This window comes from Amycolatopsis sp. NPDC104819, from assembly GCF_055583145.1.
Window position 1 is genome coordinate 252,271 of sequence record NZ_JBVJON010000014.1, and the last position, 15,280, is coordinate 267,550.

16 protein-coding genes are annotated in these 15,280 nt (G+C 71.7%); 5 read left to right on the forward strand and 11 right to left on the reverse strand.

The window, feature by feature from the left end:
* Window positions 1-19 precede the first annotated feature (19 nt).
* Window positions 20-1,843, forward strand: a complete 1,824-nt coding sequence (gene glmS, locus ACZ63E_RS36925) for a glutamine--fructose-6-phosphate transaminase (isomerizing) (protein ID WP_465340904.1) — start codon at window positions 20-22, stop codon at window positions 1,841-1,843.
* 7 nt (window positions 1,844-1,850) lie between these two features.
* Here the strand turns inward: glmS and ACZ63E_RS36930 are convergent, their stop codons facing one another.
* From ACZ63E_RS36930 to ACZ63E_RS36950, 5 genes are all read right to left on the reverse strand, one after another.
* A complete protein-coding gene (locus ACZ63E_RS36930; protein WP_465340905.1) occupies window positions 1,851-2,051 on the reverse strand; it encodes a ferredoxin in 201 nt (66 codons plus the stop codon).
* Window positions 2,052-2,084: 33 nt separating this feature from the next.
* Window positions 2,085-3,287, reverse strand: coding sequence for a cytochrome P450 (locus ACZ63E_RS36935; protein ID WP_465340906.1), 1,203 nt, complete (start codon window positions 3,285-3,287; stop codon window positions 2,085-2,087).
* Between the two features lie 120 nt (window positions 3,288-3,407).
* On the reverse strand, window positions 3,408-3,839 hold the full coding sequence (locus tag ACZ63E_RS36940) for a pyridoxamine 5'-phosphate oxidase family protein (protein WP_465340907.1): 432 nt from the start codon (window positions 3,837-3,839) through the stop codon (window positions 3,408-3,410).
* 4 nt (window positions 3,840-3,843) lie between these two features.
* The gene (locus tag ACZ63E_RS36945) at window positions 3,844-4,947 is read right to left on the reverse strand and encodes a cytochrome P450 (RefSeq protein WP_465340908.1); all 1,104 of its coding nucleotides are present in this window, start codon (window positions 4,945-4,947) and stop codon (window positions 3,844-3,846) included.
* Complete coding sequence (locus tag ACZ63E_RS36950) at window positions 4,944-5,486, reverse strand: TetR/AcrR family transcriptional regulator (protein ID WP_465340909.1); 543 nt, start codon at window positions 5,484-5,486, stop codon at window positions 4,944-4,946. Before ACZ63E_RS36950 ends, ACZ63E_RS36945 begins: the two co-directional genes overlap by 4 nt.
* Window positions 5,487-5,578: 92 nt before the next feature.
* On the opposite strand from ACZ63E_RS36950, the gene ACZ63E_RS36955 reads away from it, so the two are divergent.
* Window positions 5,579-6,598, forward strand: a complete 1,020-nt coding sequence (locus tag ACZ63E_RS36955; RefSeq protein ID WP_465340911.1) for an aldo/keto reductase — start codon at window positions 5,579-5,581, stop codon at window positions 6,596-6,598.
* Window positions 6,598-7,455: an LLM class flavin-dependent oxidoreductase gene (locus tag ACZ63E_RS36960; RefSeq protein WP_465340912.1), complete on the forward strand. Its 858-nt coding sequence runs from the start codon at window positions 6,598-6,600 to the stop codon at window positions 7,453-7,455. Before ACZ63E_RS36955 ends, ACZ63E_RS36960 begins: the two co-directional genes overlap by 1 nt.
* Window position 7,456: 1 nt before the next feature.
* Here ACZ63E_RS36960 and ACZ63E_RS36965 read toward each other — a convergent pair whose 3' ends face one another.
* From ACZ63E_RS36965 to ACZ63E_RS36980, 4 genes are read right to left on the reverse strand one after another with little or no spacing between them, the layout of a single operon-like run.
* The gene (locus tag ACZ63E_RS36965) at window positions 7,457-8,272 is read right to left on the reverse strand and encodes a carbohydrate ABC transporter permease (protein WP_465340913.1); all 816 of its coding nucleotides are present in this window, start codon (window positions 8,270-8,272) and stop codon (window positions 7,457-7,459) included.
* Window positions 8,269-9,273, reverse strand: a complete 1,005-nt coding sequence (locus ACZ63E_RS36970) for a carbohydrate ABC transporter permease (RefSeq protein ID WP_465340914.1) — start codon at window positions 9,271-9,273, stop codon at window positions 8,269-8,271. The genes ACZ63E_RS36965 and ACZ63E_RS36970 overlap by 4 nt, the downstream gene beginning before the upstream one ends.
* 1 nt (window position 9,274) lies before the next feature.
* The gene (locus ACZ63E_RS36975; RefSeq protein ID WP_465340915.1) at window positions 9,275-10,510 is read right to left on the reverse strand and encodes a sugar ABC transporter substrate-binding protein; all 1,236 of its coding nucleotides are present in this window, start codon (window positions 10,508-10,510) and stop codon (window positions 9,275-9,277) included.
* 25 nt (window positions 10,511-10,535) lie between these two features.
* Window positions 10,536-11,531: a LacI family DNA-binding transcriptional regulator gene (locus ACZ63E_RS36980; RefSeq protein WP_465340916.1), complete on the reverse strand. Its 996-nt coding sequence runs from the start codon at window positions 11,529-11,531 to the stop codon at window positions 10,536-10,538.
* A 116-nt stretch (window positions 11,532-11,647) separates the two neighbouring features.
* On the opposite strand from ACZ63E_RS36980, the gene ACZ63E_RS36985 reads away from it, so the two are divergent.
* A complete protein-coding gene (locus tag ACZ63E_RS36985; protein WP_465340917.1) occupies window positions 11,648-13,663 on the forward strand; it encodes an amylo-alpha-1,6-glucosidase in 2,016 nt (671 codons plus the stop codon).
* A 109-nt stretch (window positions 13,664-13,772) separates the two neighbouring features.
* Here ACZ63E_RS36985 and ACZ63E_RS36990 read toward each other — a convergent pair whose 3' ends face one another.
* On the reverse strand, window positions 13,773-14,177 hold the full coding sequence (locus ACZ63E_RS36990; RefSeq protein WP_465340918.1) for an SRPBCC family protein: 405 nt from the start codon (window positions 14,175-14,177) through the stop codon (window positions 13,773-13,775).
* A 53-nt stretch (window positions 14,178-14,230) separates the two neighbouring features.
* On the opposite strand from ACZ63E_RS36990, the gene ACZ63E_RS36995 reads away from it, so the two are divergent.
* Window positions 14,231-14,647 (forward strand): MarR family winged helix-turn-helix transcriptional regulator, encoded by a 417-nt coding sequence (locus ACZ63E_RS36995; RefSeq protein WP_465303627.1) that lies wholly within the window; start codon window positions 14,231-14,233, stop codon window positions 14,645-14,647.
* A gap of 3 nt (window positions 14,648-14,650) precedes the next feature.
* Here the strand turns inward: ACZ63E_RS36995 and ACZ63E_RS37000 are convergent, their stop codons facing one another.
* Window positions 14,651-15,244, reverse strand: coding sequence for a TetR/AcrR family transcriptional regulator (locus tag ACZ63E_RS37000; RefSeq protein WP_465340919.1), 594 nt, complete (start codon window positions 15,242-15,244; stop codon window positions 14,651-14,653).
* Window positions 15,245-15,280 lie beyond the last annotated feature (36 nt).

Here is a 15,280-nt window from a genome sequence, read left to right on the forward strand (position 1 = left end):
CCGAACAGAGAGGTTCGCCATGTGCGGAATCGTCGGTTACATCGGCGGCCAGAACGCCGCCCCCATCCTGCTCGAAGGCCTGACCCGGCTCGAGTACCGCGGGTACGACTCCGCGGGCATCGCCGTGCTCGGCGCCAAAGGCGGTGTGCAGGTGCACCGGGTCGTCGGGCGGGTTCGCAACCTCGCCGCCGCGCTGCCCAAGCGGCTCGGCGGCAAAATCGGCATCGGGCACACGCGGTGGGCCACGCACGGCCCCGCCTCCGAGGCCAACGCCCACCCGCACACCTCCGAAGACGGCCGGATCACCGTGGTGCACAACGGCATCATCGACAACGCCGACAGTCTGCGCGCCCAGCTCGCCGACGCCGGGGTCACCCTCACCTCCGAGACCGACACCGAGGTGCTCGCCCACCTCATCGCCCGCTCGGGCGCCGACACGCTCGAAGACGCCGTGGTCGAGGCGGTCTCCCGGATCACCGGGACCTACGCGATCGCCGTCACCGACTCCGGGCACCCGGATCGGCTGGTCATCGCGCGCAACGGGTCGCCGCTGATCATCGGGGTCGGTGAACGGGAGATGTTCGTCGCCAGTGACCTCGCCGCGCTCGTGCGGCACACCTCGCAGGTCGCGCACCTCGACGACGGGGAGTTCGCGACCGTCTTCGCCACCGGCTACCGCACCTTCACCGTCGACGAGAGCGACACCACCAAGCCGGCCACCGAGATCGACATCGCCGCCGAAGACCTCGACCTGGGCGGCTTCCCGCACTACATGGCCAAGGAGATCCAGGAGCAGCCCGAGTCCGTCGAGCGGATGATCCGCGGCCGGCTCGACGACCGGTTCGGCGTCGCCCGCCTGGACGGCCTCAACCTGACGCCCCGGGAGCTGCGCGGGTTCAGCCGCGTCAAGATCCTCGGCTGCGGCTCGGCTTACTACGTCGGCCAGATCGGCGCCACGATGATCGAGGAGCTGGCCCGGATCCCCGCCGACGCCGAAGCCGCGTCGGAATTCCGTTACCGCAACCCGATCATCGAGGCGGACACGCTCTACATCGCGGTCAGCCAGTCCGGTGAGACGATCGACACCGCGTTCGCCGTCGAGGAGATCAAGCGCAAGGGCGGCCGGGTCGCCGGGCTGGTCAACGTCGTCGGCTCGACCATCGCCCGCGCCTGCGACGGTGGTGTCTACCTGCACGCCGGCCCCGAAATCGCCGTCGCCTCGACCAAGGCGCTCACCAACATGGCCGTCGGGTTCGCGCTGATCGCGCTGTCGCTCGGGCGCGTCCGCGATCTGTCCAATGCGGACGGTCAGCGGATCATCGAGGCGATCCGCGCGCTGCCGGACCAGATCCGGACGGTGCTGGCCGCGGAAGCGGAGATCGCCGAGCACGCGAAGACGGCGGCGGCCGCGAACAGCCTGTTCTTCATCGGCCGCGTCCGCGGCTTCCCGGTGGCCCGCGAAGGCGCGCAGAAGTTCAAGGAGATCTCCTACCGCCACGCCGAGGCCTACCAGACGTCCGAGCTCAAGCACGGCCCGCTCGCGCTGATCGACGAGTCGCTCCCGACCGTCGCCGTGGTGCCCTCGGACGAGCTGACCGAGCGCAACCTGGCCGCCGTGCAGCAGATCAAGGCCCGCGGGGGCGCGGTGCTCGCCGTGACGCACGAAGACGTCGACTTCGGCGAGCTCGACGTCCCGCGGATCGTGGTGCCCCGGACCGCGCCGGAGCTCGACCCGATCCTGCTGACGATCCCGCTGCAGCTGCTCGCCTACCACGCGGCGCTGACGCTGGGTTACGACATCGACAAGCCGCGCAACCTGGCCAAGTCCGTCACCGTGGAGTGAACCCGGGTCAGGCGTCCTCGCTCACCGAAATCGCGACGCCCGGGCACACGGTCGCCGCCTCCCGGACGATCGGGTGCAGCTCTTCGCCCGGGGTCGCGTCGAGCAGGATCACGATGCCGTCGTCGTCGCCCTGGTCGAACACGTCCGGCGCGAGCATCACACAAGTCCCGGCGCCGCAGCACTTGCCTTTGTCCACAGTGACCTTCATCAGCGTTCCTCTCCTGGTTGGGTGGCACAGTGGTCACCAGCGCACGGGCAGTTCCCGCAGGCCGCCGACGGCGAGTCCCTCGACCCGGCGCAGCTCGGCGGGCGGGACGGCGAGCTCGAGCGACGGCAGCTTGCGCAGCAGCACTTCCAGCACCACCTGCAGCTCGGTGCGGGCCAGCGGCTGCCCGAGGCAGGCGTGCGCGCCGGCGCCGAAGGCCAGGTGCGGGTTGGGGCTGCGGCCCAGGTCCATTTCGGACGCGTTCTCGAACGCGCGCTCGTCGCGGTTGGCCGCGGCCATGCTGCACATCGCCGTGGTTCCGCCGGGCAGCACCTCGCCGGCGACCTCGAAGTCGTCGGCGAGGTAACGCAGCATGCCCAGCCCGGCGTTGGCGTCGAGGCGCAGCGACTCCTCGACCGCGGTCCGCACCAGCGCCGGGTCGGCCAGCAGGCGCTCCCACCGGCTCCGGTCCGCCAGCAGCATCGCCACCATCTTGGCGATCATGTTCGCGGTGGTCTCGTGCCCGGCGATCAGCAGGCCGATGCCGGTAGCGATCAGCATCGCGTCGGACCAGTCTTCGGGGAGCAACGCGCTGAGGATGTCTTCGCCGGGTTCGGCGCGCTTCGCGGCGATGAGCCCGCCCATGTATCGGCCGAACTCCTGCTGCGCGGCGTCGAACTCGGCCTGCGTGTGGCGGGTCATGCTGAGCATGACGTCCGACCAGTGCGCGAACCGGTCGCGGTCGGTGTCGGGCACACCGAGCATGTCGCAGATGACCCAGACCGGCAGCGGGAAGGCGACGCCGGCCTTGAGGTCGCCGGGTGCGCCCTTCGCGACCATGTCGTCGACGAGCTGCTCGGCCATCGCGGCCATGCCGGGCCGCAGCGCGTTCATCCGCTTCGCGGTGAACCACTTGCCGAGGGTCCGGCGCCAGGTCAGGTGCCCCTCGCCGTGCTGCGGGAGCACGGTGGCCATCTCGCTGTTGAAGACCCCGCCCGACTCGGTGTCGGCGACCCGCGCGGCGTTGTCCGCCGGGGTCGGCCGGGTCCACCGTGGATCGGACAGCACACTTTTGACGTCGGCGTAGCGCGTGACCAGCGCCGCCTCGTCCCCGCTGGCCAGCGCGACCCGCGCGACCGGGCACTCCGCCCGGAGCTCGGCCCACTCGGCCGGCGGCTCCAGCGGGGCGGCGGAGCGGAACGGGAAGCGCGGCAACGGGCCGGCGTGGCTTTGTGTCATCACGGGCTCCTCGGTGGTGAATGTCCCCTGCCCTGCAGCTTGGCCACCATCCCACACTAAGTCAAGCAGTTGATTTAACTACGAGACCGACAAAGACCCCGAAACCGGGATCGGACGCGGTTACTCCCGCTCGACCTTGCGCAGCCCCCGCGCCGGCGTCCACCACTCGACGACCAGCAGTGTCGCCTCGGGGTTCAGGTGCGTGTGGACGACCTCGGTGACGTCCACGCGGAAGCCGTCACCCGCTTCGACGGCCCGGCCGGAGATCTTCGCCTCCCCCGGCCACTTCGCCTCTTCGCCGTCGATCGGGTCGACCGTCGCGCTGTGCAGCGCCAGCCGCGGGTCGCGCTCGAGGTCGGCGCCCTTGCGGGCGTCAGGCATCGAGCCGAATGTCAGCTCGCCGTCGGTGAACTTCGTCTCGATGCCGGAGATCCGCGGGGACCCGTCGGCCCGCAGGGTGGCGAGCGTCTTGTGCCGATGGGCGTCGAACAGCCCCTGCACGCGCCGGGCGAACTCCGGTTCCGCCGCTTCGACCTCACGCCACGTCGTCATGCGGTCATGATGGCAGCCACCGGGCGTGGAGCGCCGCGGGTTTGCGGAACACCAGCCCCGACGCCGCGGCCGGCTCCGCCAGGGTGAGCCCCGGCAGCCGGTCGAGCACGGTCTCCACGGCGATCCGCGTTTCGAGCCGGGCGAGGTCGGCGCCGAGGCAGAAGTGCGGCCCGACGGCGAAGGCCAGGTGCTTGCGCAGGTTCGGACGGTGCGGGTCGAAGACGTCCGGGTCGGGGAACACCGCGGGGTCGCGGTTGGCGGCGGTGAGCGACACCGTCACGAGGTCACCGCGGGCGATCGACGCCCCCGCGAGCGAGACGTCGCGCGTCGCGTACCGGTCGACGACCGCCGCCGCGGGCTCGAGCCGCAGCGACTCCTCGATCGCCGCCGGGATGAGCGCGCGGTCCCAGGGCGCCGGGTCGCGCAGCAGGTGCAGCAAGAGGTTGGTGATCATTCCTTCGGTCGTCTCGATGCCGCCGAACATCAGCACCGCCGCGTTCGACACGACCTCCGGCAGCTCCAGCGCCGCCGCCGCGTCGGTCAGCAGCGAGCGCCGGCCGACCGAGCCTTCGAGGTGGGCGCGCAGCTCGCCGAACGCCTCCTCGCCGTGGGACCCCGGCGCGCGACCGGCCGAGATGTCGTCCACTGTGGACACGATCGCGTCGTACCAGGCCAGCACCCGGGCCGTGTCGGTGTCGGCCAGGCCCAGGGCTTCGGCGACCACCGCGACGGACAGCGGCCCGGCCAGCGCCCGCCGCAGCTCGGCCCGCCCGGCCGCGGCGAACCCGTCGACCAGCCGGGCGCATTCGGCACGCACGAACCCGGCGAACCGGTCTTCGATCTCCCGCGGCCGGAAGTGGCGGGAGAACGGCGTCCGGTGCCGGGTGTGCTCGGCCGCGTCCAGCGAAAGCATCGACGGGCCGACCACCCGCGCCGTCGAGAAGCGGGGGTCGTCCACGGTGAACGTCGCCGCGTCGCGCATCACCTCCGACGCCAGGTCGTGCCGGGTGACGAGCCAGCCGTTCAACGCCGGCAGCCAGGCCACCGGCTCGGTCGCGCGAAGCCGGGCCAGCAGCGGGTACGGCTCTCCGGTGAGCTCCTCGATCACGCCCGCAGCCCCGCGATCAGGAGCCGGACCAGGCGGCGCGCGTCGTACTCCGGGTTGTCCTCCGCGCCGACGCACAGGTTGCCGACCCCCCGCATCAGCTCCAGCGGCCGCACCCGCGCGGTCAGCCCGGCCGCTTCGAGCAGCTGCGCGCACACCGGGACGAGCCGCTCGAGGAAGTACGCGTGCAGGGTGTCGAAGCCGTCGCCCTGCAGGACCCCGGCCAGGCCGTGCTTGGTCACCAGGAAGTCGACGAACAGGTCGATCCACTGCGCCAGCGCGGCGTGCGGGGAGTCCGACGCCGCCAGCAGCTCCGGCCCGGCCGCGGCGCACGCCTCCACCTGGTGCCGGTAGACGGCGATGATCAGGTCCGCGCGGGTCGGGAAGTGGCGGTAGATCGTGCCCATCCCGACACCGGCCTTCGCCGCGATGTCGCGCACCGGCGCGTCGACGCCGGACGCGACGAAGACCGCGGCCGCCGCGTCGAGCAACGTCTTCTCGTTGCGCCGCGCGTCGGCGCGTTTCGGCCTGCTTTCGGTCACCGGCACCTCCCGAGGTTGCTAACCGGAACAATGCTCCGTATCGTTAGCGGAGCAACGTTCCGTTTCCCATGAAACCATGGAAGGACCCCACCATGCAGTACCGCACGCTCGGCCGCACCGGAGTGCAGGTCAGCACCCTCGCGCTCGGCGCGATGAACTTCGGCGCGATCGGGCGCACCACCCAGGACGAGGCCACCGCCATCGTCGACGCCGCGCTCGAAGGCGGGGTCAACGTCGTCGACACCGCCGACATGTACGGCCAGGGCGAGTCCGAGGTGATGGTCGGCCGGGCCATCGCCGGCCGCCGCGACGACCTCGTGCTGGCCACGAAGGCGTACATGCCGATGGGCGACGAGCGCAACCACCAGGGCAGCTCGCGCCGCTGGCTGGTCACCGCGCTCGAAGACAGCCTGCGCCGCCTCGGCGTCGACCACGTCGACCTGTACCAGGTGCACCGCTGGGACCCGCGCACGGGCGACGAGGAAACGCTTTCCGCGCTGACCGACCTGCAGCGCGCCGGCAAGATCCGTTACTTCGGGTCGTCGACGTTCCCCGCGTACCGGATCGTCCAGGCGCAGTGGGCCGCCCGCGAGCACCACCTCGGCCGCTACGTCACCGAGCAGCCCAGTTACTCGATCCTGCAGCGCGGGATCGAAGCCCACGTGCTGCCGGTGACGCAGGAGTACGGCCTCGGCGTGCTCGCGTGGAGCCCGCTGGCGTCCGGCTGGCTCTCCGGCGCCGTCCGCGCCGGGCAGGAGATCACGACCAGCCGCGCGCAGGTCGTGCCGCAGCGCTTCGACCTCACCCTCCCGGCGAACCAGGCCCGGCTCGACGCCGTCGAGAAGCTGGCCAAGCTCGCCGACCAGGCGCAGCTTTCCCTGATCCAGCTGGCGCTCGGGTTCGTGACGGCGCACCCGGGCGTGACCAGCGCGCTCATCGGGCCGCGCACGGTCGACCACCTGAAGGCGCAGCTCGCGGCCGCCGACACCGTGCTCCCCCGCGACGTGCTCGACGAGATCGACACGATCGTCGCGCCCGGCGTCGACCTGGCCGCCCACGAGAAGTTCGACACCCCGCCCGCCCTGCTCGACCCGTCCCTCCGGAGGCGTTGATGACCCCCCGTTTCGGCATCCTGACCGCACCCATGAACGTCGGCTACGACGAGATCCTGCGCGTCTGGCGCGAAGCCGACACCGTGCCCGAGATCGAGCACGCGTGGCTGTTCGACCACCTCATGCCGATCGGCGGCGACCCGGACGGCCCGATCTTCGAAGGCTGGACGCTGCTTTCGGCGCTGGCCGCGCAGACGTCACGTCTGCGGCTCGGCCTGATGGTCACCAGCAACCGCTTCCGCCCGCCGGCGGTGCTGGCGAAGATCGCGGCCACGGTGGACGTCGTGTCCGGCGGACGGCTCGACTTCGGCATCGGCGCCGGCTCCCGCCCCAGCCACCCGCTGGCCCGCCGCGAGTACGACGGCCACGGCCTGCCCTACCACACCCAGGACGACGCCGTCGCCGCGCTCGCCGAGGCCTGCACGGTCATCCGTCGCTTGTGGACGGAAGAGCGGCCGTTCGACTTCGACGGCGAGCACGTGAAGCTGAAGGGCGCCTTCGGCAACCCCAAGCCGGTGCAGCGCCCGCACCCGCCGATCATGATCGGCGGGCGCGCGAGCGCGACCCTGCGGGTGGTCGCCGAGCACGCCGACCAGTGGAACATCCCGGGCGGCGGCGACATCGACGACCTCGCGGGCCGCAGCCGGCTGCTCGACCGCTACTGCGCCGAGATCGGCCGCGACCCGGCGTCGATCACCCGCTCGATCTTCCTGCCCGTCGACTACGACAAACCGGCCGCCACCAAGGAGAAGATCGCCGAGGCGGTCGACGCCGGGTTCGGGCACGTCGTCCTCGGCCTCGGGAATCCTTATCCCGAAGGCGTTGTGGAGTGGGTCGCGGACAACCTGATCCGCTGAGCTACTTGTCGGCTCCTTCGTAAGTGCCCTGGGTGAACCGGCGGGAGAACACGAAGTACACGATCGCCACCGGCAGCGTCATCAGCAGCGCCGCGGCGAGCTTCAGCGGGAACTGGTTGCCCTGGCCGAGCTGGCCGGACACCAGCGTCGCCACCCCGGACGTCAACGTGTTCAGCGCCGGGTCCTGGCGGGACACGATGTAGTGCGGCAGCTCGTTCCAGGAACCCTGGAACGACAGGATGGTCACGGTGATCAGCGCCGGTTTCGACATCGGCAGCACCACCGACCAGAACGTGCGGAACGGGCCGGCGCCGTCGATCCGCGCCGCCTCCTCCACGCTCACCGGCACCGTGTCGAAGAACTGCTTCATGATGAACACGCCGGTCCCGTCGACCAGCAACGGGATGATCATCGCCGCGTAGGTGTCGTACATCCCGAGCTGGTTGAGCACCAGGAACTTCGGGATCAGCAGCACCACGCTCGGGACGGCGATCACCGCCAGGACGGCCCCGAAGACCGCCCGGCGGCCGCGGAACCGCAGCCGCGAAAGCGCGTAACCGGCCAGGGAGTTGAACACGATCCGGCCGACGGTGATCGTCACCGAGACGAACACCGAGTTCAGCGCCCAGCACGGGAAGTCCTGCTCGGCGAGCGTCCGGAAGACGCTCGCCGACCAGTCCCGCGGCCACGGCAGGAGCGGGTGCGCGGTGGCGTCCGCGTCGGTCTTGAACGCCGTCGCGAGCTGGATGAGGAAGGGGTAGATGTACAGCGCCGCGACGAACACCAGCACCGCGTACCCCAGCCAGCGTTTCCTCATCGGCGCTCCCTCAGGGCCCAGCGCTGCACCAGCGTGAAGGCCACGATCACCACGAACAGGAGGAACGCGATCGCGGCGCCCTGGCCCCACTGGTGGCCGATGAACGACGACGAGTAGGACAGGTACGCCGGGGTCAGCGTGGTCTTGCCGGGGTCGCCGCGGCTGAGCACGTACACCTGGTCGAAGACCTGCCAGGTGCCGATCAGGCCGAGCGTCAGCACCAGGAACAGCGTCGGGCGCAGCTGGGGCAGCGTGACCCGCCAGAACCGCTGCGACGCCGTCGCGCCGTCGATCAGCGCGGCCTCGTCGACCGACGGCGGGAGGTTCTGCAGCGCCGCGTAGAACATCAGCATGAAGCCCCCGGTGGAGGTCCAGACGACCAGCACGATGATCGCGCACATCGCCACGCTCGGACCGGAGAGCCAGTCCCAGAAGGACAGTCCGAGGAACCCGTGCCCGGTCAGCGCGGCCGGCGGGTTCGCGGGGTCGCCGAGCGCGAGGTGGAGGAGCCCGCGCGGGTCGGCGAACCAGCTGGGACCGTCCACTCCGAACAGGTTCAGCGCGGCGTTCACCGTGCCGGTGCTGGAGAAGAGGAACAGGAACACCACCGAGATCGCGACCGAGCTGGTCACGGTCGGGAAGTAGAACGCGGTGCGGAAGAACTGGCGGCCCTTCAGCTTCTTCCGGTGCAGGGTCAGCGCGAGGAACAACGCGAGCGCCGTCTGCAGCGGCACGACGAACAGCACGAAGTAGCCGTTGTTGCGGACGCTCGTGGCGAAGTTCTGCCGGGCCAGCCCGGGTTCGGCCAGCAGCGCGGCGTAGTTGTCCCCGCCGACGAAGTTCACCCGCGAGGAGAACGGGCTGCCGTTGCCGGTCCAGTCGCTGACGCTCACCCACAGCGCCATCAGGATCGGCAGCACCATGAAGAGGCCGAGCACGAGCAGCGTCGGGGCCAGGAACAGCCAGCCGGCCCGGGCGTCACCGCGGCGGAACGCGCTCATGTCACTGCCCGAGCGCGGCCGCGGTGTTCTGCTGCAGCTGCTGCAGGATCCGCTTCGGGTCGGCGCCCGGCAGCTGCTGCAGCTGGGCGTCGAAGTCGGTCAGCACGGGGTCCATCTTGGCCAGCGTGACGGGCCCGTGCGCGTGGTCGGCGCCGGCGACAAACGCCTCCTGCCCGGGGAACTTCTGCTCGTACTGCGCCCGCACGGACTGCCGTGCCGGGATCACGCCGAACGCGTCGGCGAAGGTGAGCTGCTGCGCCGGCTGCATGAACGAGTCGACCAGCTGCTTGGCCTGCTCCTGGAACTTGCTCTTGGCGGCGATGCCCCAGCACTGCGTGAACGACAGCGTGCCGGACCCGGCCGGGCCCGCGGGCAGCGCGACGACGCGGTACTTGACGTCCGGGTAGTCCTTCTTCATCCCGCCGGTCATCCAGTTGCCGTCGATGCTCATCGACGCCTTGTGCTGGCCGAACGCCTCACCGGAGTCCCCGGCGCCGAGCTGCTTCGGGTACTTGGCCACGCCGGAGGAAAGCAAGTCGCGGACGTAAGTCAGGGCTTGGAGGTTCTGGGGGGTGTCGGCGGTGGCCTTCTTCTGGTCGGCGTCGGTCGCCCAGCCGCCCGCCTGGACCAGGAAGGCGCCGATGCGGTCGCGGTTGTCGTTGAAGACGAGCCCGGTGCGGCCGCCGGTGGTGAGCTTCTGCGCGACGCTCTTGAGCTGGTCCCACGTCTTGGGCACGTCGGCGTCGGTCAGCCCGGCCGCGGCCCAGTCGTCGGTGTTGATCGCGAGGGCGAGGGTCGAGAAGTCCTTGGGGGCGCAGTAGAGCTTGCCGTCCTGGGTGAACGTCGTGCGCAGCGTCGGGTAGATGTCGTCCTTGTAGGACAGTCCGTCGCCGTAGGGCAGCATTTCGGCGGCGTACCCCTGGAACTTGGTGGCGTCGACGGCGAAGACGTCCGGCGGGCTGCCCGCGGCGAACCCCTGGCTGAGCTGCTGCGGCAGGTCGTTGGCGCTCACGACCTCGGCCTTCGAGCCGCCGCTCGCGCCGCTCCAGGCCGCGGCGGCGTCCTGCATGGCCTTGAGCTCGGCCCCGCCGCTCGCGGCGATCATCACCTTGAGCGTGGCGGGCCCGGCCTGCTGGGTGGCGGGCTGGGACGAGTCGTCGAAACCACTGCCACAGGCGGAAAGCGGGAGCAGCAGGCCGGCCGCCGCGAAGGCGGCCACAGTTCGGCGGGGAAGCATCGATCCTCCTTGATCGCGCGGGGACTCAGGTGGTGCGGAGCACGAGGTGCGGGGTGAAGAGCGTGGTCACGGGCTCGGCGGGGGCGTCGGCGCGCAGGATGGCGCGCAGCTGCCGGACGCATTCGGCGGCGACGTCGGCGATCGGCTGCGCGACGCTGCTCAGCCCGAGCACGGCGGCGGTCGGGGTGTCGTCGAAGCCGATCACGGCGGCGTCGGCGCCCGGGCGGATGCCGCGGTCGCGGAGCTCGGCGGTGACCCCGAGCGCGAGGGAGTCGCTGGCGCAGACGAACGCGGTCGGCGCGCCCGCGTCCAGCAGTCGGGCCGCGGCCGAGCGGCCGCCTTCGACGCCGTCGTACACCGCGACTTGCGGCCCCTCGCCCAGCCCGGCGGCGACGAGCCCCGCGGCCCAGCCCGCGCGGCGGTCGTCACCGCTGCCGGACCCCTCCGGCCAGCCCACGAACGCGACGCGCCGGTGCCCCTGGCGCACCAGGTGGTCGGTGGCCAGCCGGGTGCCCGCGGCGCCGTCGACGTCCACCCACGGGTGGGTGTCCTCGGCGCCCCACGGGCGGCCGAAGGTGACGAACGGCAGCTCACGCTCGCGCAGCCAGCGGGTGCGCAGGTCGTCGTGGTGGGTCTGGGTGAGCACGAACCCGTCGACGCCGACCGAGGCGATCAGGTCGGCGTAGGCGCGGGTCTCGGCCTCGTCGTCGGCCGCGGTGAACAGCATGATCCGGTGGTCGAAGCGTTCCGCGGTGGCGGTGAGCGAGTGCAGGAACTGGTCCAGCACCACACCGCTGACGCCGTTGCCCGACGGCGGGATGCAGAGCCCGATGATCTGGGAGCGGGTGGTCCGCATCTGCCGCGCGGCGGTGTTCGGCCGGTAGCCCAGCTTTTCGATGGCGGCCAGCACCCGCTCGCGGGTTTCCGGGCTCACGACGTCCGGCGAGTTGATCACGTTGGACACGGTCTGGCGCGACACCGCGGCCGCTTCCGCCACCGAGTTCAGCGTGGGCCGTCCCATGAAACCCGCCTTCGGTTTGAACGTTCAACTGCCGGTCACTCTGAACCCGTGGCGCTGAGCTGTCAAGACCTCGATCTCAGTTGACATTCCTTCGTTTGATCGATCCAATCGTAGTCATGGCCGACCTCCAGCCCCTGCTCCACGACCTCGTGATCGCCCTGCGCGCGCCGACCGTCGCCCTGTCCGGCCAGGACGGGCAGATCCGCGGTGGCGGGACACAGGGAGTGCTGCACGGTGACCTTCGGCTGCTCAGCGAAGCCGTGGTGACGGTGGACGGCGACGAGCCGGAGGCGATCGGCGGTGACGAGCCCGAGGCGAGCCGCGCCCGGTTCACCGGGCTGCTGCGCCGGCTCGGCGACCCCGGCCCGGACCCGACGGTGTGGCTGCGGCGCGACCGCCGGGTCACCGCCGACGGCCTGACCGAGGAGCTTTCGCTCGTCTCGACCGCGTCTGCGGCTCGCCGATGTGTCGTGGAAGTGGTGCTGGCGGCCGACTTCGCCCCGATCGACGAGATCAAGGCCGGCGGCCGGCGCTCGCCGGTGACCCCGGTCGGCGTCCGGTGGGCCACGGACGCGGCGGTGTCCGAAGTGACGGCCGAGGGCGCCGAGATCGTCGCCGACGGGCCCCGGCTCCGGCTGCGCTGGACCGTCTCCCTGCCCGGCACCACCACGGTGCGCTGGTCACTGGCGGTGTCGGACGAGCGAGCCCTGTTCGTGCCCGGCGGCCCCCGGCTGGCCCGCCCGCAGGTCCACGCCGACGACCGGCGGTTCACCGCGCTGCTCGACCGCGCCCTCGACGACCTCGACGGCCTCCTGCTGGCCGACCGCGACCACCCCGGCGACGCGTTCGCGGGCGCGGGCGCGCCGTGGTTCCTCACGCTGTTCGGCCGCGACAGCCTGTGGGCCGCGCGGCTCGTGCTGCCACTGTCGGTCGATCTCGCGGGCGGCACGCTCCGGACGCTCGCCCGCGCGCAGGGCACCCGGCACGACCCCGAAACCGGGGAGGCGCCGGGGAAGATCCTCCACGAGCGGCGCCGGGACCCTTTCAAGGCGACCAGTGCCGTCCTGCCCGCCGAGTACTACGGGACGGTCGACGCGACCGCGTTGTGGGTCTGCCTGCTGCACGACGCGTGGCGCTGGGGTCTGCCCGAGGACGAGGTCCGCGACCTGCTGCCGACCCTGCGGTTCGCCCTGTCGTGGATCACCGGCGCCGCCGACTCCGACGGCGACGGGTTTGCCGAGTACCGCGACGAAAGCGGGCACGGCCTGGCCAACCAGGGCTGGAAGGACTCCGGGGACGCGGTCCGCTTCTTCGGCGGAGAGCAGGCGAAACCACCGATCGCGCTGGCCGAGGTCCAGGCGTACCAGCACGAGGCCGTGGTGAGCGCGGCCGCGCTGCTGACGGCGCTCGGCGAGCCCGCGGACGGCCTGACCGAGTGGGCTTCGGCGTTGCGGACCCGGTTCCGCGACCGGTTCTGGGTGTCCACTTCGGACGGCCACTACCCGGCGCTGGCTCTGGACGGCGCCAAGCGGCCGGTGGACTCCCTGACGAGCAACATCGGGCACCTGCTGGGCACCGGCCTGCTCTCGGCGGACGAAAGCACGTCGATCGGCGAGCTGCTGCTGGACCCGAAGCTGGCGCCGGGCTTCGGCCTCCGCACGATGAGCGCGTCGGCGGGCGGCTACTCCCCGCTGAGCTACCACTGCGGCTCGATCTGGCCCCACGACACGGCGATCGTGGTCCGGGGCCTGCAGCTGGCGGGCCAGGGCGCCCGCGCGGCTTCGCTGGCCGGGCAGCTGCTTTCGGCCGCACCGGCGTTCGGCTACCGGTTGCCGGAGCTGTTCGCCGGCCACGGCCCGGCGGAGACGGCGACCCCGCTCCCGTACCCGGCCTCGTGCCGCCCCCAGGCCTGGGCGGCGGCGGCCGCGGTCAGCCTGCTGAGCGCGTTCGTCGGGTTGACGGTGGACGTCCCGGCGGGGACGGTCACGGTGACCCCGCCCCGGCCGAGCCCGGTCGGCGCGGTGAGGGTGCGTGGTCTTCCGCTGGCCGGGGGGACGCTCGACGTCACGATCAACGCTGACGGAGAGGTGACCGAACTGCGGCTGCCGGCCGGGTTCAGGCGCGTGGCTTAGTCGCGCCGGAAGAGCAACCCGAGCCGTAGACCAGGTCGTAGGTGGGATGCGGCAGGTCCACGGTGAAGATGTCCGCGCAGCAGTTCGTCGACCGAGCGGATCTCCCGGCTCATCCTTCGACGCGCTCCCGCACCGCCCGGAGCTCCTTGTCCACCACGGCCATCTGCGCGTCGATCGCCGCCGTCTCGGCTCCCGCCGGGAAGAACAGGCTGAAGATCACCTCCGCGCCGGCCAGGTTGGGGACCACCCGCGTGAACATGCCCAGGTTCGGCGCGTCCGCCGCGACGAAGTCCACCACGCCGTGCTCCCGGGCGACCCGCACCGCGACCCGGCGTGGCTCGTCGCCGCTGTGCACGCGCCAGATGTCCTCGTGGTCGTGCTCGACGACGCGGGCGAAGTCCGGCGCCCACTCCGGGATGTGACGCGCGTCCGCGAGGTACTCCACGACGCGCTCGGGTGTGGTGGCGACCGTGATCGTGCGCGTCTCGGCGCGCCCTGTCTCGATTGATGTCATGCCCAGAACGATACGCACATGCGTATCGTTTGTCCACGCGTAAGATCCCTCGGGTGACGGAGGACGACGACCTGGCGGCCCTCTGCGCCGGCGCGGGCCGGACCCTGGCCGAGGCGGAGGGGCCGATCCTGGCCGAGCACGGGCTTTCGATGTGGCAGTACGTCGTGCTGGCGACGCTCGCCCACGGCTCGGCGGCCAGTCAGCTGGCCCTGGCCCAGCAGATCCGCTACGACAAGACGCGCCTGATCACCCTGCTGGACGGCCTGGTCGCGGACGGCCTGGTCACCCGCGAGCCGGACCCGGCCGACCGCCGGGCGCGGATCGTCCGGCTGACGCCGTCGGGAATCCGGCGGCACGCGGTGATCCGTGACGCGATCCGCGTGGTGGAGGACCGGAAGCTCGCGGGGCTGACCCCGGAGGTGCGGCGGGCGTTGCGGTCGGCCTTGGTGCACCTGGCCAACCAGGACTGAGCCTCAGCCGGTCAGGCAGCGCTGCACGACCGGGCCGAACGCGGCGACCAGCTCGTCGACCGGCGCCGAGGCGATCGGCTCGATGCGCACGATGTAGCGGGCCACCGCGAGCCCCAGGATCTGGACGTTGACCATCCCCGCCCGCAGCGTGGCATCCGGCGTGCCGAGCAGCGCCGCGAGCCGGGTGGTGATCTCCCGGTCGATGAACTCGCGCAGCAAGGCCTCGGACGCCGTGTCGGTGGGCGCCGACCGGGTCAGCGTCACCAGCGGCGTGCGGTCGCTGCGGTCGAGGTTCTCCACGAGCGTCCGGACGATGCGCTCGCCGATGGTGGCGAGGTCGCCGGCGAAGATCGCCTCGATGGCCGAGGGGACGGCGTCGGACATGTCGACGGCGGCGGTGAACAGGCCCTGCTTGGTGCCGAAGAAGTAGAAGACCATCGCCGGGTCGACGCCGGCTTCGGCCGCGATCGCCCGCACGCTGGTGCCGCCGTAGCCCTGCCGGGCGAACAGCTCGCGAGCGGCCCGCAGGACCCGGTCCTTGCTCTCCGCGCCCGACCTCCAGCGGCCGGGACGCCGGTGGGTGTCGTGTTCCGCCATGGTCGCCGAAGCCTAGCAGTTCTTTCTTCATCGACT

Coding starts and splice junctions, on each gene's coding strand:
- glmS (WP_465340904.1), top strand. CDS start 20: ATGTGCGGAATCGTCGGTTACATCGGCGGCCAGAACGCCGCCCCCATC.
- ACZ63E_RS36930 (WP_465340905.1), bottom strand. CDS start 2,051: ATGAAGGTCACTGTGGACAAAGGCAAGTGCTGCGGCGCCGGGACTTGT.
- ACZ63E_RS36935 (WP_465340906.1), bottom strand. CDS start 3,287: ATGACACAAAGCCACGCCGGCCCGTTGCCGCGCTTCCCGTTCCGCTCC.
- ACZ63E_RS36940 (WP_465340907.1), bottom strand. CDS start 3,839: ATGACGACGTGGCGTGAGGTCGAAGCGGCGGAACCGGAGTTCGCCCGG.
- ACZ63E_RS36955 (WP_465340911.1), top strand. CDS start 5,579: ATGCAGTACCGCACGCTCGGCCGCACCGGAGTGCAGGTCAGCACCCTC.
- ACZ63E_RS36960 (WP_465340912.1), top strand. CDS start 6,598: ATGACCCCCCGTTTCGGCATCCTGACCGCACCCATGAACGTCGGCTAC.
- ACZ63E_RS36965 (WP_465340913.1), bottom strand. CDS start 8,272: ATGAGGAAACGCTGGCTGGGGTACGCGGTGCTGGTGTTCGTCGCGGCG.
- ACZ63E_RS36970 (WP_465340914.1), bottom strand. CDS start 9,273: ATGAGCGCGTTCCGCCGCGGTGACGCCCGGGCCGGCTGGCTGTTCCTG.
- ACZ63E_RS36975 (WP_465340915.1), bottom strand. CDS start 10,510: ATGCTTCCCCGCCGAACTGTGGCCGCCTTCGCGGCGGCCGGCCTGCTG.
- ACZ63E_RS36980 (WP_465340916.1), bottom strand. CDS start 11,531: ATGGGACGGCCCACGCTGAACTCGGTGGCGGAAGCGGCCGCGGTGTCG.
- ACZ63E_RS36985 (WP_465340917.1), top strand. CDS start 11,648: ATGGCCGACCTCCAGCCCCTGCTCCACGACCTCGTGATCGCCCTGCGC.
- ACZ63E_RS36990 (WP_465340918.1), bottom strand. CDS start 14,177: ATGACATCAATCGAGACAGGGCGCGCCGAGACGCGCACGATCACGGTC.
- ACZ63E_RS37000 (WP_465340919.1), bottom strand. CDS start 15,244: ATGGCGGAACACGACACCCACCGGCGTCCCGGCCGCTGGAGGTCGGGC.